Consider the following 20246-nt stretch of genomic DNA (forward strand, 5'->3'; position numbering starts at 1 on the left):
CGTTCCTCGAGGAGGGCTTTCACCTTCGGGCGGCCATCATGTCGGGCGGAACCCACGTCACGCAGACTTCATGTCACGCGAAACCGGGAGACGAATCCATGGCACGTACCACTTCCCCTGCGGCTCACACTGAAGCCTTCAAGTCGGGTGTCATCCGCACCGACATGTTGAAGGCCTCGCAGGCGGTGCCCCGCAGCACCGCCGAGACACCGTCCTCCTCCACGGATCAGCCCGACGCCGCCGCGCCGTCGGCGGCGGTTCCCACCATCGACTATGCCGCGATGGCCACCCTCAGCGGCAACGCCGTGCATGCCTTCCTCGAGACCGGCAACACCATGATGAAGGCCATGGCGGAGATGAACGAGGAGGTCGCGAGCTTCGCCAACAGCCGCTGGCGCGAGCATGTCGAACGCTCGGAAGCGCTGATGAAATGCAGCGATCCGGCCGCGGCCTTCGGCCTTCATGTCGATTTCGCGCAGAAGGCCACGCAGCAATATCTCGAGGAGGCGAGCCGGCTGATGGCGCTGGCGACGCAGCTCTCGGGCAAATGCTGGGAGCAGCTGCAATCGAGCGCGCGCGACGCGATGGCTCCGGCGGCCGCGGCGGACAAGAACGAAGCCACGGCGGAGACGCCGCAGACCACCCACTAGGCATCCCGGCCGCCGGGAGACGCGCCCGTCAGGCGGGGGCCGCGCTCAGGAGCGCGAACTGCCCCCGCCAGGCGGCGAGCCGCGTCTCGGTATCGACGGCAAGCCCCAGCTGGTGCTCGGCCAGGAGGGCCTGGTAGCAGAGCCGTGCCCGGATCGCGGCACCGTCGCCGGCAAACCGCATGGCCCGGAACAGGCCCTCGAGATAGGCGAGGCGCTGGCGGTCGATCTCCTCGAGCGTCGCGCGGATCGCGGGGTCGCTGCGGCCCCAGCCGCGCAGCGCCGGCTCCGGCGAGCGCGCGCCCTCCCGGATCACCGTCTCGATCAAGGCCCAGAGCCGTTGCTGCGGCGTGCCGCGTTGCGCCTCGACACGGGCGATGAGCGCGCCGCCGGACCGTTCGCGCCATTGCGCCAGCATCGCGGCCAGGAGGGCGGCGCGGTCGGCGAAATAGCCGTAGCAGCTCCCCTTGGTCACCCCCAGCTCCCGGGCCAGGGCCTCGATCCGCACCGCGGCCGGACCGCCCCGGACCAGCGCCCGCCAGCCGGCCGCGATCCAGTCTTCCGCCCGATAGGTTGCCGGCCGTGCCATAAGATACGATACCGTATATTATGGCCCAAGGCTAGTGCCCGGGCCGGTTGGATATTATATACGTAATAGAATATTATGAAACCGGAGCCGCCTCCGGACCGGGCGATAGCGACGCGATGCGGCGGAAAAGCCGGCGGGGTCCTTGCGGTTGCAAGGCGGCGGGGTGGGCCCTATGTTCCTGCCCGCGCCGACGCGGCCGCGCGCGCGACTCTTACCGCCCGGACCAGCCGATCGCCGGCACCGGGCGGAGGACAGGAAGGCCGCTTCCGCCATCGCCGACGCGTTGCTCCGCCGTCGGGCCGGCCTTGCCGACCCGGCATCGGGATCGATGCCGCCCAGCCTGCTCCGCCTCGTCTCCAATCGCCGCTTCATCGCCTGTAAGAGCGCCATGACCGACCTCAGCCTGATCCGCAACTTCTCGATCATCGCCCATATCGACCATGGGAAATCGACCCTGGCCGACCGGCTGATCCAGCGCTGCGGCGGCCTCTCCGACCGCGAGATGAAGGACCAGGTGCTCGATTCGATGGATATCGAGCGCGAGCGCGGCATCACCATCAAGGCGCAGACCGTGCGGCTGACCTACCCGGCGAAGGACGGCAAGACCTACACGCTCAACCTCATGGACACGCCGGGCCATGTCGACTTCGCCTATGAGGTGAGCCGCAGCCTCGCGGCCTGCGAGGGCTCGCTGCTGGTGGTCGATGCGAGCCAGGGCGTCGAGGCCCAGACCCTCGCCAACGTCTATCAGGCGATCGACAACAATCACGAGATCATCCCGGTCCTGAACAAGATCGACCTGCCGGCGGCGGAACCGGAGAAGGTGCGCAAGCAGATCGAGGACGTGATCGGGCTCGATGCCTCGAACGCGGTGCTGATCTCGGCCAAGACCGGGCTCGGCATCGACGATGTGCTGGAGGCGCTGGTCACGCGCCTGCCGCCGCCCAAGGGCGACACCGAGGCGCCGCTGCGCGCGCTCCTGATCGACAGCTGGTACGACGCCTATCAGGGCGTGGTCACGCTGGTGCGGGTCAAGGACGGCGTGCTCAAGGCGGGCCTCAAGGTGCGCATGATGTCGACGGGAGCCGCGCATGTGATCGAGCGCGTCGGCGTCTTCACCCCCAAGGGCCTGGTCGTGCCCGAGCTGGGGCCGGGCGAGGTAGGATTCATCATCGCCGGCATCAAGGAAGTGGCCGACTGCCGCATTGGCGACACCATCACCGACGACCGCAGACCGGCACCCGAGCCGCTGCCGGGCTTCAAGCCCTCGGTGCCGGTGGTGTTCTGCGGCCTCTTCCCGGTCGACGCCGCCGACTACCCGAACCTGCGCGACAGCCTGGCGAAGCTCCGGCTCAACGATGCGAGCTTCCAGTACGAACCCGAGACCTCGGCGGCGCTGGGCTTCGGCTTCCGTTGCGGATTCCTGGGCCTGCTGCATCTGGAGATCATCCAGGAGCGGCTCGAGCGCGAGTTCAATCTCGACCTCATCACCACGGCGCCCTCGGTCGTCTATCGCGTCTATCTGACGAACGGCGAGATGAAGGAGCTGCACAACCCGGCCGACATGCCGGAGGTGACGCGCATCGAGAAGATCGAGGAGCCCTGGATCAAGGCGACCATCCTGGTGCCGGACGAGTATCTAGGGCCTATCCTCAAGCTCTGCGAGGACCGCCGCGGCGAGCAGATCGACCTCACCTATGCCGGCAACCGCGCCATGCTGGTCTATCGCCTGCCCTTGAACGAGGTGGTGTTCGATTTCTACGACCGGCTCAAGTCGGTCTCGCGCGGCTATGCCTCCTTCGACTATCAGGTGGATGCCTACCGCGAGGGCGATCTGGTGAAGCTCTCGATCCTGGTGAATGGCGAGCCGGTCGACGCGCTCGCCTGCATCGTGCACAAGACCCATGCCGAGCAGCGCGGCCGCGCGCTCTGCACGCGGCTCAAGGAGCTGATTCCGAGGCAGCTCTTCAAGATCGCGATCCAGGCCGCGATCGGCGCCAAGGTGATCGCGCGCGAGACGGTGTCCGCGCTGCGCAAGGACGTCACCGCGAAATGCTATGGCGGCGACATCACCCGGAAACGGAAACTTCTGGAGAAGCAGAAGGAGGGCAAGAAGAAGATGCGCCAGTATGGCAGCGTCGAGATCCCCCAGTCCGCCTTCCTCGCGGCGCTCAAGATGGGCGACGACTAGCGCCCGCTCCCGCGCAGCCGGGCCACGAGGGCCGCGCCGCTCCAAGAATTGCGACCAGGCGTGAGGTTTCGGGCAGATTCGGCGATCGGGTCGAATCGGGAAACACTCCTGTCCGATTCTTTCTTTTCGGGCGAGAACATCTTCGGCGGCTGCCCGCCTTCGCTGCGAGCGTCGGTGCCCCGGTCGCCGGCGCCTGCAGGTTGCGCTGCGGCGTGACCATAATCTTTCTCCGGATATGTGTCGGTGCCCGCCGGCAATGCAGCGGAAATCCCGATCCGCCGCCACACTGATCGCAGCGCCGACATACCCATAATTCCTATCTGGATACGCGCGGGTCCGGGCAATCGGTTGCTTGTGGGAGCGGCATCGGACAGCAATCGTGCCATTTTTCAGGGACGAACAGCCCGCGCGGCGCGACGTGCCCGTGAAAAAATTTTATCTCCCGCGCATAACCCGATACGCGCCCGCGAAAGCCGCGGAAATCGGCGGCTTGTCGCCTGTCCGTGCCATGTGCGGGAGGGCATAGGAACGAAATCCAGAGCGAGCCCGCATACATCGTTAATCATAGATTCACATACGAAAGGTGTGAATGGCCTCCGCCGACGCTAGGACCACGATCCCAGCCGGTGTCGTTTCTTGCGGGAGAGGCCTGAATGGAACTGCAGCCCATCGATGCCCCGGTGCTCACGGCCGGCAGGGATTCCGTCGCTCCGATGCCGAGCGCCTGACACATGGCGGTATTCGATCATGCGGACCACCGTCCGATGGCCGGTCGTCGCAATCGCCGGGGGCTTCGCCTCGGCTGGTACGGCCTTCTGCGCCGGATCCGGCCCGTGGCGCTCGAGCTCGGCGAGCATCTCGGGGCCTCTCTTTCTGCCGTTGCGGCCATGACCGGTGCCTGCGACCGGCTCGCCCTGTGGGCGGAAGGCGGCGGCTGTCCCGGGATCGATGCCGAGCGCAACGCCAGCATGGCGGGTCTTGCCGGCGGCAAGGACGGCCCGGCGCCGTTCCGGCCATGTCGAGCTTCAAATCAACCAATCTGACGATGAAGGGGGAACGCCGTGCGTAACATGACGATCAAGGCCAGGATCATCGGGGCCTTTTCCGCGATATTGCTGATGCTGGCGCTCGTCGGCGCCATCGGCCTCTATGCCCTGGGCAGCGTCAAGGCTGTCGCCCACGACATCGCCGCGACCTACCTGCCGAGCGTCGCCTATTCCGGCGGCATGAGCGCCGACCTCTCCCATTTCCGCATCGCCGAGGGCAATCACATCCTCGCCGCGGATGCGGCGGGCATGGACAAGGCCGAGGCCGACATGGCCGCCGCCGCCCAGGCGATGGACGAGAATCGGAAGAAATACGAGGTCCTGGCGGACAGCGACCAGGAACATGCGGCCTTGAGCGCGTTCTCCGATCTCATCGGCCAGTATCGCGACGCCAACAAGCAGATCGTCGCCTTGTCGCGCGGCGACCAGCGCGACGAAGCGATCAAGCTCTTCACCGGCGAGTCGCAGCGGCTGTTCGCCGCCGCCAGCGACCAGCTTCAGAAGCTGGTCGATCTCAATGCCGACCAGGGCAGCAACGGCGACGAGGCGGTGCTGTCGACCTTCGGACGGTCGCGCCTCATCATGCTCACGCTCATCGGCATCGGTCTTGCCGGCGCCGCTCTGCTGGCCCTTCTGATCATCCGCAGCATTTCGGCGCCGATCGGGGCGATCACCGGCGCGATGGCGAGGCTCGCGGAGGGCGAGGACAATATCGAGATCAAGGGCGAGGGACGCCGGGACGAGATCGGCGCGATGTGGCAGGCCCTGGGCAAGCTGCGCGACGCGGTCAACAAGGCGTTCGAGCTCAGGCAGCTCGTGGAGGAACTGCCGATCAACGTCATGCAATGCGAGCCGCGGGACTTCAAGGTCACCTTCATGAACCGCTCGACGCGCGACACCTTGAAGAAGCTCGAGAGCCTGCTGCCCTGCAAGGTCGATCAGATCCTCGGCCAGTCGATCGACATCTTCCACCGGAACCCGGAGCATCAGCGCCGCATCCTGCGCGATCCGAAGAACCTGCCCTATACCGCCAAGATCAAGCTCGGCGAGGAGAACCTGTCGCTCAACGTGGCGGCCATCATGGACCGCAAGGGCAACTATATGGGCCCGGTCCTGACCTGGAACGTGGTGACGGCGCAGGTGCAGATGGCCAACCGCGTCAAGGAGGTGGTCGGCGTCGTCGCATCCTCGGCCTCGGAGATGGAGACCTCGGCGCAATCGATGAGCGCCACGGCCGAGGAGACCAACCGTCAATCGACGGCGGTGGCCGCGGCCTCCGAGCAGGCCGCCACCAACGTGCAGACGGTGGCGTCCGCGGCCGAGGAGCTCTCGGCCTCGATCCGGGAGATCCAGCAGCAGATGGCCAACTCCGCCCGCATCGCGCAGCAGGCGGTGGAGCAGGTCGATCGCACCGATGCCACGGTCACGGGACTGGCGCAGGCGGCCGAGAAGATCGGCGAGGTGGTGAACCTCATCAGCGACATCGCCTCGCAGACCAACCTGCTGGCCCTCAACGCCACCATCGAGGCCGCGCGCGCCGGCGAGGCGGGCAAGGGCTTCGCCGTCGTCGCCTCGGAGGTCAAGAACCTCGCCAACCAGACCGCCAAGGCCACCGAGGAGATCGGCCAGCAGATCGCGGCGATGCAGACCGCCACCGGCGATTCCGTCCAGGCGATCCGCGGCATCGGCGAGACCATCAAGCAGATCAGCGAGGTCACCACGACGGTGGCCTCCGCGGTCGAGCAGCAGGGCGCGGCGACGCAGGAAATCTCGCGCAACGTGCAGCAGGCCGCGGCCGGCACGCAGGAGGTGTCCTCCAACATCACCGGCGTGCAGCAGGCGGCGACGCAGACGGGAACGGCCGCGGGCCAGGTCCTGAGCGGCGCGCGCGAGCTGGCGAAGCAGGGTCAGCAGCTCAATACCGAGATCGAGGAGTTCCTGCGCTCGGCTTGAACCCCCGCCGCAAGTCGAACCGCGGACGACGCGCCCGGCCTCTTCGCGGCCGGGCGTGCTCGTCATCGGGAAGCGGTTCGAGGCAAAGGCGGCCCGGTCGCCGCTACTTCCCCCAGAGGCGCCGCCGGGCGGGGCGCCGTCCGAACAATGTCAGCGCCAGCCCCGGCAGGCCGAACACGGCCCAGACCGGCCAGCTCAGGATTTCGGTCAGCCCGCGCCCGAGGGGCGCCCAGAGATTCGCCAGCCAGGCGTGAAGCCGGTCGCGGCTCGCCTCATGGAGCCAGCCCCAGGCCTGGCCCAGCGAGACCACGTCCCAGTGGCCGCTCTTGAGCAGCAGCACGAGATCATGGCCCAGGAAAGCGCCGGCGATCGCCAGCAGGGCCCAGCCCAGATAGCGCAGCGATGTCCCCATGCCCGATGTCTGTTCCCTCTTTGACAGGATCATGAAGGCGGGCGAGGCCCGACCTTAACGGCTTGAGGGCACAGAGGAAACCGGCCGAAAGGTGAGCCCCCGCCGAACGATGGCGCCCGGGGTCGGTGATAACAATAGCGTGACTTGCCAAAAGAAACCGGCATGATAGCGGTAACGAATAGGACAGGGCGCGCCCGGCGGCCCCCGGCGGCTTGGGCTTGCGCATGGAAAGCAGGAGTTTTGACGATGACGCGCACGACGGCGGTACCGGAATGCCCCATGGATTGGGTGCTGCGGATCCTGATGGGCCCCTGGACCACCTACATTCTCTGGGTGCTGCTGCGCTCGGGCCCCAGCCGGTTCGGCGAGGTGAAGCGCCAGGTACCGGGCATCTCCGCCAAGGTGTTGACCGAACGGCTGCGGATGCTGGAGAGCACCGGCATCGTCGACCGCCGCTATGAGGCGACGATCCCGCCGCGGGTCACCTACAGCCTGACCCAGCGGGGCGAGGAGCTGCGGCTCGTCCTCAGCCAGCTCAACGATCTCGCCCGGCGCTGGCGGGTCGCGGACGGCAAGCCCGTTCCCGACAAGTCGCTCGACGCGCCGCTGGCCGCCGCCGCGAGCGCCGCCAAGGCGCCGGCGCCGATGCATGCGGAGCCGGCCGAGTAAAGCCGGTCGCCGCCCGGGTTCCGGGCGCTCTTCGCCGGCCCCGCCTATCAGGCATATGATCGGCCTCTTTTCCGCGGTGGGAAGGGCCGATCGCGATGCGCCTGACCTTGCATACCGACTATGCGCTGCGCCTGCTGATGCTGCTCGCGGCGGAGCCCGGGCGGCGCCACACGATCGAGGAGATCGCGGCGCGCTATGCGATCGCCCGCAACCATTTGACGAAGGTGGCCTTGCGGCTGAGCCAGGCCGGCTTCGTGCGCAGCCTGCGCGGCCGCCACGGCGGCCTGGAACTGGCGCGTCCTCCCGCGGCGATCAATCTCGGCGCCGTGGTGCGCGCGACCGAGGATAATTTCGCGCTGGTCGAATGTTTCGACGCGGCCCGCAATGGCTGCGTCATCACCGCGGCCTGCGGGCTCAAGGGTCCGCTCCAGGAGGCGCTCACCGCTTTCCTCGCGACGCTCGACCGCTACAGCCTGGAGGATCTGGTCAAGGCACGGCCCGCGGGCCGTGCCTTGCGTCGCGTCCTGGCGGCCACGCAACCTGGAAATGCCTGAGAATCCGGGGTTCTGGCCGCGTCATGGCGAGGGTTGCGCCGCCCGGGGAGCCTGGGCTAGGGTCCCCGCCGCTTTGCTGGAGGGGTGGCCGAGTGGTTTAAGGCACACGCTTGGAAAGCGTGCATAGGGTAACACCTATCGCGGGTTCGAATCCCGCCTCCTCCGCCACCCTACGCCTACGGCTTCGGGTGGCAGGCCACGGAGTGGACTGACGTCCGAAGGCGTAGGCGTAGGGTGATCTCCCGAAGCTGCGAAGCAGCGCAGGGAGACAGCGGGCCATGAGGCACTTCTGCTTTTTCGGGTGGCAGGCCACGGAGTGGACTGACGTCCGAGGGCGTAGGCGTAGGGTGATCTCCCGAAGCTGCGAAGCAGCGCAGGGAGACAGCGGGCCATGAGGCACTTCTGCTTTTTCGGGTGGCAGGCCATGGAGTGGACTGACGTCCGAGGGCGTAGGCGTGGGGTGATCTCCCGAAGCTGCGAAGCAGCGCAGGGAGACAGCGGGCCATGAGGCACTTCTGCTTTTTCGGGTGGCAGGCCACGAAGTGGACTGGCGACCGGAGGCATGGGCGTAGGGTGGTCTCCCGAAGCTGCGAAGCAGCGCAGGGAGACAACGATCCATGTGGTACGTCTACTTCCTTAAATTGAGCAGCGGCGACATCTACGTCGGCTCTACCAATGATTTGAAACGGCGCTTTTCTTTGCACCGGGCTGGGCAGGTCCTTTCAACGAAGGCACGTCTGCCCGTCGAACTGAAATCCTATGTCGCCGTCGAAACAAAAGAACATGCACGAGAGCTCGAAATCTATTTCAAGTCCGGCTCAGGAAAGGCCGTTGCTCTCAAACGTCTTGTCAGGACAAGCAAGCCTGCGGAATGATGGGCTCTAGCCCTGTCCCTGTGATTTGCGCGTACCCGCGTGGTATTCGGTGAGATAGCTGCCAAATGCGAACCGGATCAACCACGGGTCGCGGCCGGATTCCATTCCGCATCTCGATTTCGGGTTGACCCGAGGTCGAAACTTCTTCATCAGAGTCCGACGCCATGGTCAGTCGGGCTGACCGGCTGTACAATGGACTGGCACGGTCCGTCGGAATGGCCGGGAACAGGGGCGGCGAGGGGTGACAGCAATCAAGCCTCGGCGCCCGACGGTCATCGCCGGCGCCGCTGCAAAGATCTGACGCAAGGAGCCTCTAGTTGCCCCCCTGGAAGAATCACCTGCAAGTCAACGAAAGCCTGCAGCGGCTCAAGCGCGAAGCCGTTCTCAAGGAGGCGCGGCGCGCGTTCGGGAAGCGCGGCTATCACAACACCTCGCTGGACGAGATCGCCAGCCGGCTGAACGTGTCCAAGGGCACGCTCTACAACTACGTCAAGGACAAGCAGGAGCTCCTCTACGAGTGCCATTCCCTGGCACTCGATATCGGCGAGCGGGCGATCGATTACGGCGAGGAGCATGGCGCGAGCGGCGCCGAGGTCCTGCGCCAGGCGCTCCTCCACAACATCACCTCGCTGACCGAGGAGTTCGGCGCCTTCGCGGTGCTGACCGAGATCGATGCGCTGCGCCCGGAAGACAGGGCCGGGATCGTGAAGCGCCGCGACGGGATCGAGAAGCGCATGGTCAAGCTGGTCCTGTCGGGCATCAAGGACGGCTCGCTGCGCCGGCTCGACCCGAAGATCGTCGTGATGACCTATATGGGCGTCATCAACTGGCTGCCGCGCTGGTTCTCGTCGGAGGGCCGCCTGACAGGCGAGCAGATCGCGCAGGAGATCACCGACCTGCTGATGGCCGGTTGCATCAACCCGGCCTATGTCGCCAGCGCCGCCAAGGTTTCCGCCGAAGCGCCGCCGCCCGGCAGGCGCCGCACCGTCGCGGCCGCCGCGACCGCCAAGCGGCGCACCGCCGGCTGATTGGGTCGCCGCTTCGGGCGGAGCCCTTCTACACGCCTCGAAACTGAGGGCTGCGTTTCTCGTTGAAGGCGGCGATGCCTTCCCGCATGTCGAAGCTGTGGGCGTGCAGGCCGCCCGCGACGAGCTCGGCCCGCAATGCCACCTCCCTGGGCTGCTCGAGACCGTCGTCGACCAGCGTCTTCATGCGGGCGAGGCCGAGCGGGCTCTTGTTGGAAAGCTTGCCGACGAGGCGCTCGACGGCTTGCTCGAGCGCCGCGTCCTCCACCACCTCGTTGACCAGCCCCGCCGCGACAAGCTCGGCGGCCGGGACCAGCTCGCCGGTGAAGAACAGGTATTTGGCGCGAGTCGGGCCGATCTTGCGCGGCAGCCTGACCGAGCCCCCGCCGCCCGGCAGCAGGCCGAAATTCGCATGCCCGTCTCCCAGCCTGGCGCTGCCGGCCGCCACGACGAGGTCGCAGCAGAGCAGCAGCTCCATGCCGCCGCCGGTCGCCAGGCCGTTGACGGCGCCGATGACGGGCTTGGGCAGCTTCTCCAGCCGGAGCATCAGCTGCAGGACGGATTCCAGGAACTCGGCCATCCGCCGGTTCCTCTGGTCCTCGGGCAACTCGTTCAGGAATTTCAGGTCCGCCCCGGCGCAGAAGGCCCGGCCGGTGCCGGTCACCACGATGGCGATCACCGCCGGGTCGGCCAGGGCCTGATCGAGGGCCGCGTTGAATTCCCCGACGAGGGTCGGCGTCAGCGTGTTCAACGCTTTCGGGCGCGCGAGGCGGATCCAGGCCCCCCGGCCCCGGCGCTCCTGGACGATCTCCGTGAACTCCATCCGGCTTCTCCTCGGTCCGAGCCAAACCATAGCTACGAAGTCATTATTATGACTTCAAGGTCAATACGAATCCCTGCAAACAAGAGAAGGCGTGGCGCTAGATCGCCCGATCCCGGCCGGCCCAGTATCGCGCCCGGATCTCCCGTCGCAGCACCTTGCCGACGGTGCTGCGCGGCAGGCGCTCCTCGATCGAGATCGATTTCGGCGCCTTCATGCTGCCGAGTCTTTCCTTGCAGAAGGCGATGAACTCGGCCTCGCGGAAGACCGCGCCCGCCTTGAGCTCGATCGCGGCATGGACGGCCTCGCCCCATTTGGGGTCGGGAATGCCGACCACGGCGCAATCCTGCACCGCCGGATGGGCGAGCACCGCCTGCTCGACCTCGCCGGGGAAGATGTTGAAGCCGCCGGAGATGATGATGTCCTTCTTGCGGTCGACCAGATAGACGTAGCCGTCCGCGTCCTTGAAGCCGATATCGCCGGTATGGTGCCAGCCATAGGCGGCCGCCTCGGCCGTCGCCTTCTCGTCGGCATAATAGCGGTCGAGCAGGATGTCGCCGCGGATGACGATCTCGCCGCGCGTGTCCGGCGGCAGGATATGGCCGGCATCGTCCATGATGGCGACGCGCATCAGGGGGCCTTCGCGGCCGGCGGCCTTCAGCCGATGGATCAGCGCGGGATTGTTGATCGCCTCGACATGCTCGGCCTGCGACATGAAGGCGAGCATCATGAGCGCCTCGCTCTGGCCGTAGGTCTGGGCGAGCACGGGCCCGAACACGTCCAGCGCCTCGCGCAGCTTGTCGGCCGAGATCGGCGCCGAGCCGTAGAGGATGGTCCGGAGCGAGGAATAGTCGAACTCGCGCACGCGCGGGTGGGCCAGCATCATGTAGATGACGGTGGGCGGCAGGAAGATCGCGTTGACGCGGTAGCGCTCGATCGCCTCCATGATCGCGAGGGGATCGGCCTTGTCGAGCAGGACGTTGGTGCCGCCCTGGGCGAGGAAGGTGGTGACGAACATCCCCGCCGCATGCGAGAGCGGCGCCACGACCAGATGGATCTGCGGGTCGCGCCAGGGAAACACGATGTTGTACTGCGCCACCATGGTCGCGAAGGCGCGGTTGGGCAGCTCGATGCCCTTGGGCTTGCCCGTGGTGCCGCTGGAGCTGAGGATGGCCGCGATGTCGCCGGATCTCCGCAGCGGAAAGTCGGTTCGCGCGGGAAACCCGTCGATCCAGTCCCGCAAGCCCATGCCGACCGGGCTTTCGTTCTCGTCGTCGAGAGCGACGAAGCCCTTCAGGGTCGGCACCGCGCCGGGCAGGGTGACCAGATGCTTCGCCAGCGAGCTGTGGAAGAAGAGCCAGTCGATGCCGAGGTGATTGAGGCTCTCGAGGGTCGCTTCCGCGGTGTTGCGGAAGTTGAGCGGGACCCAGACGCACCCGGCCCGCAGCGCGCCATACTGGCAGGCGAAGGCATGGGCATGGTTGGGGCTGTAGATCGCGACCTTCGCACCCGGCACGAGCCCGGCGCCCATCAAGGCGCTCGCGATACGGTCGACGAGCCTGCCGATCTCCCGGTAGGTCCAGCTTCGATGGGCATCGCGCAGGACGACATTGTCGGGAAAGCGCTCGATACCCTTGTCGAGGAAATCAACGTACAGCATCGGCCCCGAACCCGTTGGGATGACTGCCAGCGCCGGCAAAGGTAAACTTGACGCTGTAGTCATTGAAGGGTACTCAGAAGTCAATACCGCCGTCAACAAGCCCGCAAAGACAGGGAACGACCGCCATGCAGACTCGTGGAGCTCTTGAAGGGAAGGTGGCGCTCATCACCGGTGCCGCCGGCGTCATCGGCGTGGCCACGGCCCGTCTGATGGCCGAGCGCGGGGCGAAGATCGCCGCCGTCGACCGGCCGGGGGCCGATCTCGGGCCGCTGCGCGAGGCGGTGCCGCGCGACCTGGTCCTCATCGAGGCGGACGTCACCGACGAGGCGTCGACCAGCGGCTATGTCGCCCGTACGCAGGCAGCGTTCGGCGGGCGCATCGACATCTTCTTCAACAATGCCGGCATCGAGGGGCCGGTGCGCCCGATCCCGGACTACTCGCTGGCCGATTTCAGGCGCGTCATGGCGGTCAATGTCGAGGGCGTGTTCCTCGGGCTCAAATACGTCCTGCCCGTGATGATCGCCCAGAGAGCCGGCAGCGTCATCAATTCCTCGAGCGCGGCGGGTGTCAGCGGCTCGCCCGGAACCTCGGGCTACAACGCGAGCAAGCATGCGGTGCTGGGGCTGACGCGGGTCGCGGCGCTGGAAGTGGGCGACAAGGGCGTGCGCGTCAATTGCATCAACCCCGGCCCGATCCGCAGCCGCATGATGACGTCCCTGGACGATGCCCGCGGCTCCGGCGAGGCGCAGGGCGCGCTGCGGATCCCGGCCAGGCGCTACGGCCAGCCGGAGGAAGTGGCGGCGATGGTGGCGTTCCTGGCCTCCGACGAGGCGGGCTTTATCAACGGCGCCTACCACCTGATCGACGGCGGCCGGCACGCCACCGCCTAGCGTCGCGGGCCCGCATGGCGGCCCGCCGGTCGCCGTTGTTGACAGCGCCTTGACGTAAAAGTTAGATGATATGACTATAAAGTCATATCGATGGCTGTCGTGGTCATTTCCTGGTCGCCGGGCGGGGCGGCCGATGGCCCGGTCCCGTTGGCAATCGGGCCGGTGCCGGCGCCGGCAGGCACCGCAACCGGAAGATCAAACAGGGTGTAGGGGTAGCGATGAAAACGGGCGCCGCGAAGCGGGGAGAAACGCACCAGCCGTTCGGCGAGCATGTCGTGATGCGCGAGAACGTGGAAGCGGGCGGGCTCGAGCCGAAGGAATACGAGAAGCTCAAGGCGGAGATCTTCGAGGCGATCTGGCGCGATCTCGATCCGCTCGAGAAGGAGATCGAGGACAACGAGCATGTCGATCACGCGGTGGTCGATCCGCTGCTGCGCAAGATGCGCGCCTTCGGCCTGCTCGTTCCCAAGCGCTATGGCGGCGTCGGGCTTTCCACCTCGCAATATCTGCCGATCCTGGCCGAATTTTCGAAGGTCCAGGGCGGCATCCGCGTCCTGATGCATGTCCACAACACCGTCGCCCACGGCCTCTCCGAGCTCGCCACCGAGGAGCAGCGGCAGCAGATCCTGCCGGGCGTGGCCGAGGGTACGAAGTCGGTCGCCTTCGGCCTGACCGAGCCGGAGCATGGCACCGGCATGGATATCGGCACCACCGCCCGGCGCGACGGCGATCATTACGTGATCAACGGCCGCAAATGGCTGATCACGAATTCCGACATCGCGACCCATTTCGTCATCTTCGCCAAGACCGACCCCAAGGCCGGCGTGGCGGGGGTGAGCGCGATCATCGTCGAGCGCGGCACGCCGGGCTTCACCATCACCCCGCTGCCAGAGACCATGGGCTGCAAGGGCGGCGAGCATGGCCAGCTCGACCTGGTCGATGTGCGCGTGCCGGTCGCGAACGTGCTGGGGCGGGAAGGGCAGGGCATCCTGCAGATGGAGGAGTTGCTGGAGATCAGCCGCGTCTTCATCGCCGCCACCTCGCTGGGCACGGCGGAACGCGCCTTCGAGCTCTCGCTCGAGTTCGCCAAGAAACGCGTCACCTTCGGCAAGCCGATCGCCGCGCGCCAGGCGATCCAGCGCTACATCGCCGAGATGGGCACCGACATCTACGCGCTGCGCGGCATGATCCAGGACGCGGCCGCGAAGTGGGACCAGGGCCGGCGCATTCCGGCCGAGGCCTCGATGTGCAAGCTCTTCGGCCTGGAGGCGGTCGGCCGCGTCACCGACCGGGCGCTGCTGGTGCATGGCGGCATCGGCTATACCCGCCAGCATCCGATCGAGCGGCTCTATCGCGACGCGAGGCTGAACTGGCTGGAAGAGGGGCCGCCCACGATCCAGTATGCGGTGGCGGCGACCCGCTTCCTCGCCGGCTACGAGTGGCACGTCTGATGGCGATAGGCTGCGACGGCAAGATCGCTCTGGTGGTGGGCGGCACGCGCGGCATCGGCCGTGCGGCGGCACTGGCGCTGGCCGAGGCCGGCGCCACGGTCGTGCCCACCGGCCGCTCGCGCGAGAGCGCGGCCGAGGTCTCGGCCGAGATCGCGAAGCTCGGCGCGAAGACCCTGCCGCTCGCCTTCGATGTCAACGATCCCGAAGCCTCGGCCGCGGCCGTGGACGAAGTGGTGCGCCAGTTCGGCCGCCTCGACGTGCTCGTCGGCAATGCCGGCATCAGCCCCTATTGGAAGCGCTCGGAGCAGATCACGCCGGCGATGTGGGACGAGGTGATGGGCGTCAATCTCCGCGGCCTGTTCTTCTGCATGCAGGCGGCGGGCCGCCACATGCTCGGCCGCGGCTCGGGCAGCATCATCGCGGTCTCCTCTGTCACGGCCTCGGTCGGGGTCGTGCGCGGCCTGCCCTATATCGCCTCCAAGGGCGGGCTCGAGGCGACCATCCGCGCGCTCGCGGTCGAATGGGGCGACCGCAATGTGCGCGTCAACGGCGTGGCGCCCGGCTATGTGTCGACCGACCTGACGCACGGCCTGCGCGACAATGCGGATCTGTCGAGCACGCTGCTCGAGACCATCCCGCTCGGCCGCTTCGCCGAGCCGGCCGAGGTGGCGGGCATGATCGTCTATCTCGCCTCGGACGCCGCCTCCTACGTGACGGGCCAGAGCTTCATCGTCGATGGCGGCTTCGCCGCCGGGAAGCTCACCGTGCGCAAGAACGGCCGGCCCGCATGACGGGAACGAAACCAGCAGCTCGCGGGATGTGACGGATGTCGGACATCTATATCGTCGGCGTCGGCATGACGCCCTTCGGCAAGTTCCTCGACCGCTCGGTCAAGGACCTGGTGCATGCGGCGACCCGCGACGCGCTGAAGGATGCCGGCGCGAGCCTCGCCGATATCGGCGCCGCCTTCTATTCCAACACGGTCCAGGGCGCGCTCGAAGGCCAGCTCATGGTCGGCGGCCAGGTCGCGCTGCGCAGCATGGGGTTCGAGGGCATCCCGATCACCAATGTCGAGAATGCCTGCGCCAGCGCGAGCACGGCCTTCCATCTCGCCTATACCAACCTGAAGGCGGGCATGTCGGACGTGGCGCTCGCGGTCGGCGCCGACAAGATGTTCGACAAGGACAAGGCCAAGACGGCCGCCGTCTTCAACGGCGCCTGGGACGTCCATGACGTGGAGCATATCACCCGCTCGCTGATCGCGCTGGGCGAGGGGGTCGAGCCGCCGCCCGGCCGCAAGGAGGAAGGCGGTCTGCGCAGCGTCTTCATGGATGTCTATGCGGCGCTGGCGAAGTCGCACATGAAGCGCTTCGGCACCACCGAGCGCCAGCTCGCCGCGGTGGCCGCGAAGAACCACCATCATTCCGTCCATAACGAGCGCTCGCAATATCGCAACGACATGACGGTGGAGGAGGTGCTGGCCGCGCGCATGATCTCCTGGCCGCTGACGCTGCCGATGTGCGCGCCGATCAGCGACGGGGGCGCCGCCGCCGTGCTGTGCCGGGAAGAGGCGCTGTCGCGCTTCGACCGCAGCCGGGCGGTCAAGGTCTGCGCCACCGTGCTGGCCAGCGGCGTCAACCGCGCCGCCGACGATGCGGAGGACCATATCTGCCGGCGGGCCGCCCTCAGGGCCTACGACCAGGCCGGCATCGGGCCGGACGATATTTCGGTCGTCGAGCTTCATGACGCATCGGCCTTCGCCGAGATCGTCCAGGTCGAGAATCTGGGCTTGTGCGAGATCGGGAAGGGCGGATGGCTGGCCGAGCGCGGCGAGACCGCGCTGGGCGGCCGCGTTCCCGTCAACCCGTCGGGCGGGCTGGAATCCAAGGGCCATCCGATCGGTGCCACCGGCCTGGGGCAGATCTTCGAGCTCGTCACGCAGCTGCGCGGCGAGGCGGGGCCCCGGCAGGTGCCGAAGGCGCGCTTCGCCCTCGCGGAGAACGGCGGCGGGTTCTACGGCTTCGAGGAGGCCGCCGCCTGCATCACCATCCTGGGCCGCGATCGAGCGGCTGCGGCGTAAGCGAACCGCTTCCCACCTTTTTCAAGGATCGAAAGACATTCGCCGATGAACGTGAAAGACAAGATCGCCCTGGTCACGGGCGCGGCTTCGGGTCTCGGTCTCGCCACCGCCCGCAAGCTGGTGAGCGCCGGCGCCAAGGTCCTGTGTCTCGATCTCGGCGAGGATCGGCTCCGCGCGGCCGTCGCCGATCTCGGCAACAAGGCGCTCGCGCATGCGACCGACGTCGCCGACGAGGAGGCCGTGCGCGAGGCGGTGGCGCTCGCCGTCCGCCATTTCGGGACCGTCCATATCGCCGTGAATTGCGCCGGGGTGGTCGATGCGGCGAGGACCATCTCCAAGGGCAAGACCTTTCCGACCGCGACCTGGGACAAGGTCGTGGGGATCAACCTCACCGGCAGCTACAACGTCATCAAGCATGCGGCGCTCGCCATGGAGCGCAACGAGCCCGACGCCGAAGGCGGCGAGCGCGGCGTCATCGTCAATACCGCGTCCGGGGCCGCCTGGCAGGGGCAGGTCGGGCAGGCCGCCTACAGCGCCAGCAAGGCGGGCGTCATGGGCCTCACCCTGCCGGTCGCGCGGGACCTGGCGACGGTCGGCATCCGCGTCGTCTCCATCGCACCGGGCATGTTCGACACGGCCATGGCGTCGGGCCTGCCGCCCAACATCCTGTCCGGCATCGTCGACAAGATGATCCTGTTTCCGAACCGGCTGGGCCGTCCCGACGAGTTCGCGGGGCTGGTCCTGCATATCGCGGAGAACGCCTACCTCAACGCGACCACGATCACCATCGATGGCGGCGCCCGGATCTCGACACGCTGAGCGACGGCGCGGCCGATTGCCGGCCCTTCGCTCTCGCGTTACGGTCGCGGCCCCCTTCGGTGCCATGAGGACCAGCAGCGTGACCGAGATCGCCCGCTCATTGCCGGGACAACAGCCGACCGGCAGGCTTCCGGCGGATGGCGGCGCCGGCGCGCCGCCGCCGGCGGAATTGTCCTACCCCATTCCCGAGACGCCGGACTTCGCCCGGACGCTCGCGATCGCGCCCGGCATCCTGTGGCTGCGCATGCCGCTGCCCCGCAACCTGGCGCTCGACCACATCAATCTTTGGCTGATCGAGGAGAGCGACGGCTGGACCGTCGTGGATACCGGCATCGGCACTGCCGAGACCCGCGAAGTCTGGGAGCAGGTTTTCGCCGGGCCGATGGGCGGGCGGCCGATCCGCCGCCTGCTGGCCACCCACTACCATCCCGACCATATGGGCTCGGCCGGCTGGCTCTGCGACCGTTTCGGCATCACCCTCGATGCCACGCTGACCGACTGGCTCCTGGCCCGCAGCCTCAGCCTGACCAGCGACGCGGATTATGTCCGAGGCGCCTTGCCCTTCTATCGCAGCGCCGGCGCCGACGACGGGCTGCTGGGGATGGTGGCGCAGGCCGGCAATCCCTATGCCAAGAGCGTCGGGCAGGTGCCGTTGCAAGTGCGACGCCTGCAGCACGGCCAGACGCTCACCCTGGGCGGTCGCGCCTGGCATGTCATCGTCGGCGAGGGCCATGCGCCGGAGCTGGCCACGCTCTGGTGCCCGGCGGAAAAGCTGCTGATCTCCGCCGACCAGATCCTGCCGAAGATCAGCCCGAATATCAGCGTCTGGAGCAGCGAGCCCGAGGCCGACAACCTGGCGCTCTACCTCGCCTCGATGAGCCGCTTCCAGGCGCTGCCGCCGGATACGCTGGTGCTGCCCTCTCATGGACGGCCGTTCATCGGCCTGCATCGGCGGCTCGAGGCCCTGGCCGGCCATCATCGCGACCGTCTCGATCAGACCCTGGCCGCGTGCGAGCGGCCGGCGACGGCCGCCGATCTGGTCAAGGTCCTGTTCCGCCGGCCGCTCGACCGCCACACCGTGTTCTTCGCCCTCGGCGAAGCCCTGGCCCATCTCAACCATCTGTGGGCGGGCGGCCAACTGGTGCGCGAAACCGATGCGTCGGGGGTCACCCGTTTCCGCCGGGCGTGACGGCGGCCGAGACGATGCGGCATGGTTCCCGCACCGGTGCCACGGATTATCCGGCGCCTCGCGGAAACCAATCGCCGACCAAGAAAGGACCATTGACACTTCACCGAATTCAATTGAACATAAAGTCAGAAATAAGACCCAGCCCGTCACAAAATTGACGAGACAGAATCAATCGAGGAATTCGCGCGACAGACGCGATCCCGTGCGGACGATGCCGCACCTCCCCGGAGACGGATCGTGATGTCGGGCAAACTTCGAACGGGCTGACGCCGGCCGTCCAGGGGGCACGCGATCATGAGTCAAGGGAACAAGACCGGTTCCTTTCCGAGCCTACGGTCCGTGAATTTCGGATTCGGCGCCCTGTCCCAGGAACGGATCGTCTTCATCCTGGCGGCGCTGCTGTTCGCGGCCTTCGCGCTGTTCGTCGACGGGTTCGCCTCGGCGGCCAACCTGCTGTCGCTGGTGCGCGGCGTGTCGGTGCTGGGCATCCTCGGCATCGGCATGGCGCTTGTGGTCATCGGCCGCGGCATCAACCTGTCGCTGGTGGCGACCATGGCGATCAGCGTGGCCTGGACCCTGTCGCTGATCGCCAGCATGCAGGGGGCGGTGATCCCGATGCTGATCGGCATCGCCTTCGCGATCGCGATCGGGATCGTCGCCGGCGTCCTCATCGCCTATGTCGAGATCCCCGCGCTGTTCGCGACGCTGGCGATGGGCACCCTGATCTACGGCATCGGCCGCTTCAAGCTGATCGATCTCGACATCGTCTATGTTCCCGAGAACGCCGGCTGGATGAAGATCTTCGGCGCGGTGCAGGTTTTCGACATCCCCACGCCGGTCCTCTATTTCGTCGCCATCGCGGCGGTCGCCAGCCTCGGCCTGCGCTACACCAAGATCGGGAAGTTCATCTACGCGCAAGGCGACAATCTCGTGGCGGCGCGGATCACCGGGATCCCGGTCCGGCCCCTGATCGTCCTGCAATACGTGGCCTCGTCGCTGATCGGCTTCGCCGCCGGCATCATCACCGCCGCGTCGGTCGCGAGCATGAACACCCGGATCGTCAATTCCACCCTGATCTATGACGTCATCCTGGTGGTCGTTCTGGGCGGCGTGGGCTTGAGCGGCGGCAAAGGCGGCATCCGCAACGTCATCGTGGGCACGCTCCTGATCGGTGTGCTGCTCAACGGGATGACGATCCTCGACGTGCAGTACACGGCGCAGAACGTGATCAAGAGCACGATCCTGCTGGTGGCGCTGGTCGTCGACAGCTTCCTGAACCCGCGCGACGAGCAGGTCGCGCAGCAGGGAGACATCTGACCCGCTCCCGGCCGGGGCTATCCGCCGGCGTTCCATTCGGCCGTTCCGACCAGAGACAA

At 67.2% G+C, this 20246-nt stretch carries 19 protein-coding genes and 1 tRNA gene; 16 read left to right on the forward strand and 4 right to left on the reverse strand.

The genetic code is table 11. From position 1 onward, the window contains the following. The first annotated feature begins 98 nt into the window (after nt 1–98). On the forward strand, nt 99–650 hold the full coding sequence (locus tag FRZ61_RS01240; protein WP_191909240.1) for a phasin family protein: 552 nt from the start codon (nt 99–101) through the stop codon (nt 648–650). 28 nt (nt 651–678) lie between these two features. Here FRZ61_RS01240 and FRZ61_RS01245 read toward each other — a convergent pair whose 3' ends face one another. Beyond that, nucleotides 679–1236: a TetR/AcrR family transcriptional regulator gene (locus tag FRZ61_RS01245; RefSeq protein ID WP_151114579.1), complete on the reverse strand. Its 558-nt coding sequence runs from the start codon at nt 1234–1236 to the stop codon at nt 679–681. Between the two features lie 388 nt (nt 1237–1624). On the opposite strand from FRZ61_RS01245, the gene lepA reads away from it, so the two are divergent. From lepA to FRZ61_RS01260, 3 genes are all read left to right on the forward strand, one after another. Continuing rightward, nucleotides 1625–3427, forward strand: a complete 1803-nt coding sequence (gene lepA, locus FRZ61_RS01250; RefSeq protein ID WP_151120620.1) for a translation elongation factor 4 — start codon at nt 1625–1627, stop codon at nt 3425–3427. A gap of 731 nt (nt 3428–4158) precedes the next feature. Then, entirely contained in the window at nt 4159–4470 is a 312-nt protein-coding gene (locus tag FRZ61_RS01255) for a hypothetical protein (protein WP_151114580.1), read from the forward strand. A 27-nt stretch (nt 4471–4497) separates the two neighbouring features. Beyond that, entirely contained in the window at nt 4498–6426 is a 1929-nt protein-coding gene (locus FRZ61_RS01260; RefSeq protein ID WP_151114581.1) for a methyl-accepting chemotaxis protein, read from the forward strand. A gap of 103 nt (nt 6427–6529) precedes the next feature. Here the strand turns inward: FRZ61_RS01260 and FRZ61_RS01265 are convergent, their stop codons facing one another. Then, nucleotides 6530–6838: a hypothetical protein gene (locus FRZ61_RS01265; RefSeq protein ID WP_151114582.1), complete on the reverse strand. Its 309-nt coding sequence runs from the start codon at nt 6836–6838 to the stop codon at nt 6530–6532. 246 nt (nt 6839–7084) lie between these two features. On the opposite strand from FRZ61_RS01265, the gene FRZ61_RS01270 reads away from it, so the two are divergent. The 5 genes from FRZ61_RS01270 to FRZ61_RS01290 all read left to right on the forward strand — a co-directional run bounded on the left by FRZ61_RS01270 (nt 7085) and on the right by FRZ61_RS01290 (nt 9964). Next, nucleotides 7085–7507, forward strand: coding sequence for a winged helix-turn-helix transcriptional regulator (locus FRZ61_RS01270; RefSeq protein WP_225309047.1), 423 nt, complete (start codon nt 7085–7087; stop codon nt 7505–7507). Nucleotides 7508–7602: 95 nt separating this feature from the next. Beyond that, nucleotides 7603–8061 carry an RrF2 family transcriptional regulator gene (locus tag FRZ61_RS01275; RefSeq protein WP_151114583.1) on the forward strand — a complete coding sequence of 153 codons (459 nt, stop codon included), beginning with the start codon at nt 7603–7605 and terminating at the stop codon, nt 8059–8061. A gap of 78 nt (nt 8062–8139) precedes the next feature. Then, nucleotides 8140–8229 (forward strand) — tRNA-Ser (locus tag FRZ61_RS01280). Nucleotides 8230–8678: 449 nt separating this feature from the next. Beyond that, entirely contained in the window at nt 8679–8936 is a 258-nt protein-coding gene (locus tag FRZ61_RS01285; RefSeq protein ID WP_151114584.1) for a GIY-YIG nuclease family protein, read from the forward strand. Nucleotides 8937–9253: 317 nt separating this feature from the next. Then, nucleotides 9254–9964, forward strand: a complete 711-nt coding sequence (locus FRZ61_RS01290; protein ID WP_151114585.1) for a TetR/AcrR family transcriptional regulator — start codon at nt 9254–9256, stop codon at nt 9962–9964. A gap of 28 nt (nt 9965–9992) precedes the next feature. Here the strand turns inward: FRZ61_RS01290 and FRZ61_RS01295 are convergent, their stop codons facing one another. Together FRZ61_RS01295 and FRZ61_RS01300 are read right to left on the reverse strand one after the other, a co-directional pair. Beyond that, nucleotides 9993–10784 (reverse strand): enoyl-CoA hydratase/isomerase family protein, encoded by a 792-nt coding sequence (locus FRZ61_RS01295; protein ID WP_151114586.1) that lies wholly within the window; start codon nt 10782–10784, stop codon nt 9993–9995. A 97-nt stretch (nt 10785–10881) separates the two neighbouring features. Beyond that, nucleotides 10882–12441: a class I adenylate-forming enzyme family protein gene (locus FRZ61_RS01300; protein ID WP_191909241.1), complete on the reverse strand. Its 1560-nt coding sequence runs from the start codon at nt 12439–12441 to the stop codon at nt 10882–10884. A 125-nt stretch (nt 12442–12566) separates the two neighbouring features. Between FRZ61_RS01300 and FRZ61_RS01305 the strand changes: the two genes are divergently transcribed. The 7 genes from FRZ61_RS01305 to FRZ61_RS01335 all read left to right on the forward strand — a co-directional run bounded on the left by FRZ61_RS01305 (nt 12567) and on the right by FRZ61_RS01335 (nt 20187). Further along, nucleotides 12567–13331, forward strand: coding sequence for an SDR family NAD(P)-dependent oxidoreductase (locus tag FRZ61_RS01305; protein ID WP_151114588.1), 765 nt, complete (start codon nt 12567–12569; stop codon nt 13329–13331). Nucleotides 13332–13549: 218 nt separating this feature from the next. After that, nucleotides 13550–14782 (forward strand): acyl-CoA dehydrogenase family protein, encoded by a 1233-nt coding sequence (locus FRZ61_RS01310; RefSeq protein ID WP_225309048.1) that lies wholly within the window; start codon nt 13550–13552, stop codon nt 14780–14782. Next, nucleotides 14782–15573 carry an SDR family NAD(P)-dependent oxidoreductase gene (locus FRZ61_RS01315; RefSeq protein ID WP_151114589.1) on the forward strand — a complete coding sequence of 264 codons (792 nt, stop codon included), beginning with the start codon at nt 14782–14784 and terminating at the stop codon, nt 15571–15573. Before FRZ61_RS01310 ends, FRZ61_RS01315 begins: the two co-directional genes overlap by 1 nt. Before the next feature lie 35 nt (nt 15574–15608). Continuing rightward, nucleotides 15609–16862: a thiolase family protein gene (locus FRZ61_RS01320; protein WP_151114590.1), complete on the forward strand. Its 1254-nt coding sequence runs from the start codon at nt 15609–15611 to the stop codon at nt 16860–16862. A gap of 45 nt (nt 16863–16907) precedes the next feature. Continuing rightward, nucleotides 16908–17681, forward strand: coding sequence for an SDR family NAD(P)-dependent oxidoreductase (locus FRZ61_RS01325; RefSeq protein WP_151114591.1), 774 nt, complete (start codon nt 16908–16910; stop codon nt 17679–17681). Nucleotides 17682–17760: 79 nt separating this feature from the next. Then, complete coding sequence (locus FRZ61_RS01330) at nt 17761–18870, forward strand: MBL fold metallo-hydrolase (RefSeq protein ID WP_225309049.1); 1110 nt, start codon at nt 17761–17763, stop codon at nt 18868–18870. Nucleotides 18871–19209: 339 nt separating this feature from the next. Further along, nucleotides 19210–20187 (forward strand): ABC transporter permease, encoded by a 978-nt coding sequence (locus tag FRZ61_RS01335; protein ID WP_225309050.1) that lies wholly within the window; start codon nt 19210–19212, stop codon nt 20185–20187. The last annotated feature ends 59 nt before the right edge of the window (nt 20188–20246 follow it).

It is taken from the genome of Hypericibacter adhaerens, from assembly GCF_008728835.1.
Classification (GTDB): Bacteria; Pseudomonadota; Alphaproteobacteria; order Dongiales; family Dongiaceae; genus Hypericibacter; species Hypericibacter adhaerens.

Bases quoted from the DNA above. Each gene is read 5' to 3' on its own strand.
- FRZ61_RS01240 (WP_191909240.1), top strand. From the start codon at position 99: ATGGCACGTACCACTTCCCCTGCGGCTCACACTGAAGCCTTCAAGTCG.
- FRZ61_RS01245 (WP_151114579.1), bottom strand. From the start codon at position 1,236: ATGGCACGGCCGGCAACCTATCGGGCGGAAGACTGGATCGCGGCCGGC.
- lepA (WP_151120620.1), top strand. From the start codon at position 1,625: ATGACCGACCTCAGCCTGATCCGCAACTTCTCGATCATCGCCCATATC.
- FRZ61_RS01255 (WP_151114580.1), top strand. From the start codon at position 4,159: ATGGCGGTATTCGATCATGCGGACCACCGTCCGATGGCCGGTCGTCGC.
- FRZ61_RS01260 (WP_151114581.1), top strand. From the start codon at position 4,498: ATGACGATCAAGGCCAGGATCATCGGGGCCTTTTCCGCGATATTGCTG.
- FRZ61_RS01265 (WP_151114582.1), bottom strand. From the start codon at position 6,838: ATGGGGACATCGCTGCGCTATCTGGGCTGGGCCCTGCTGGCGATCGCC.
- FRZ61_RS01270 (WP_225309047.1), top strand. From the start codon at position 7,085: ATGACGCGCACGACGGCGGTACCGGAATGCCCCATGGATTGGGTGCTG.
- FRZ61_RS01275 (WP_151114583.1), top strand. From the start codon at position 7,603: ATGCGCCTGACCTTGCATACCGACTATGCGCTGCGCCTGCTGATGCTG.
- FRZ61_RS01285 (WP_151114584.1), top strand. From the start codon at position 8,679: ATGTGGTACGTCTACTTCCTTAAATTGAGCAGCGGCGACATCTACGTC.
- FRZ61_RS01295 (WP_151114586.1), bottom strand. From the start codon at position 10,784: ATGGAGTTCACGGAGATCGTCCAGGAGCGCCGGGGCCGGGGGGCCTGG.
- FRZ61_RS01300 (WP_191909241.1), bottom strand. From the start codon at position 12,441: ATGCTGTACGTTGATTTCCTCGACAAGGGTATCGAGCGCTTTCCCGAC.
- FRZ61_RS01305 (WP_151114588.1), top strand. From the start codon at position 12,567: ATGCAGACTCGTGGAGCTCTTGAAGGGAAGGTGGCGCTCATCACCGGT.
- FRZ61_RS01310 (WP_225309048.1), top strand. From the start codon at position 13,550: ATGAAAACGGGCGCCGCGAAGCGGGGAGAAACGCACCAGCCGTTCGGC.
- FRZ61_RS01315 (WP_151114589.1), top strand. From the start codon at position 14,782: ATGGCGATAGGCTGCGACGGCAAGATCGCTCTGGTGGTGGGCGGCACG.
- FRZ61_RS01320 (WP_151114590.1), top strand. From the start codon at position 15,609: ATGTCGGACATCTATATCGTCGGCGTCGGCATGACGCCCTTCGGCAAG.
- FRZ61_RS01325 (WP_151114591.1), top strand. From the start codon at position 16,908: ATGAACGTGAAAGACAAGATCGCCCTGGTCACGGGCGCGGCTTCGGGT.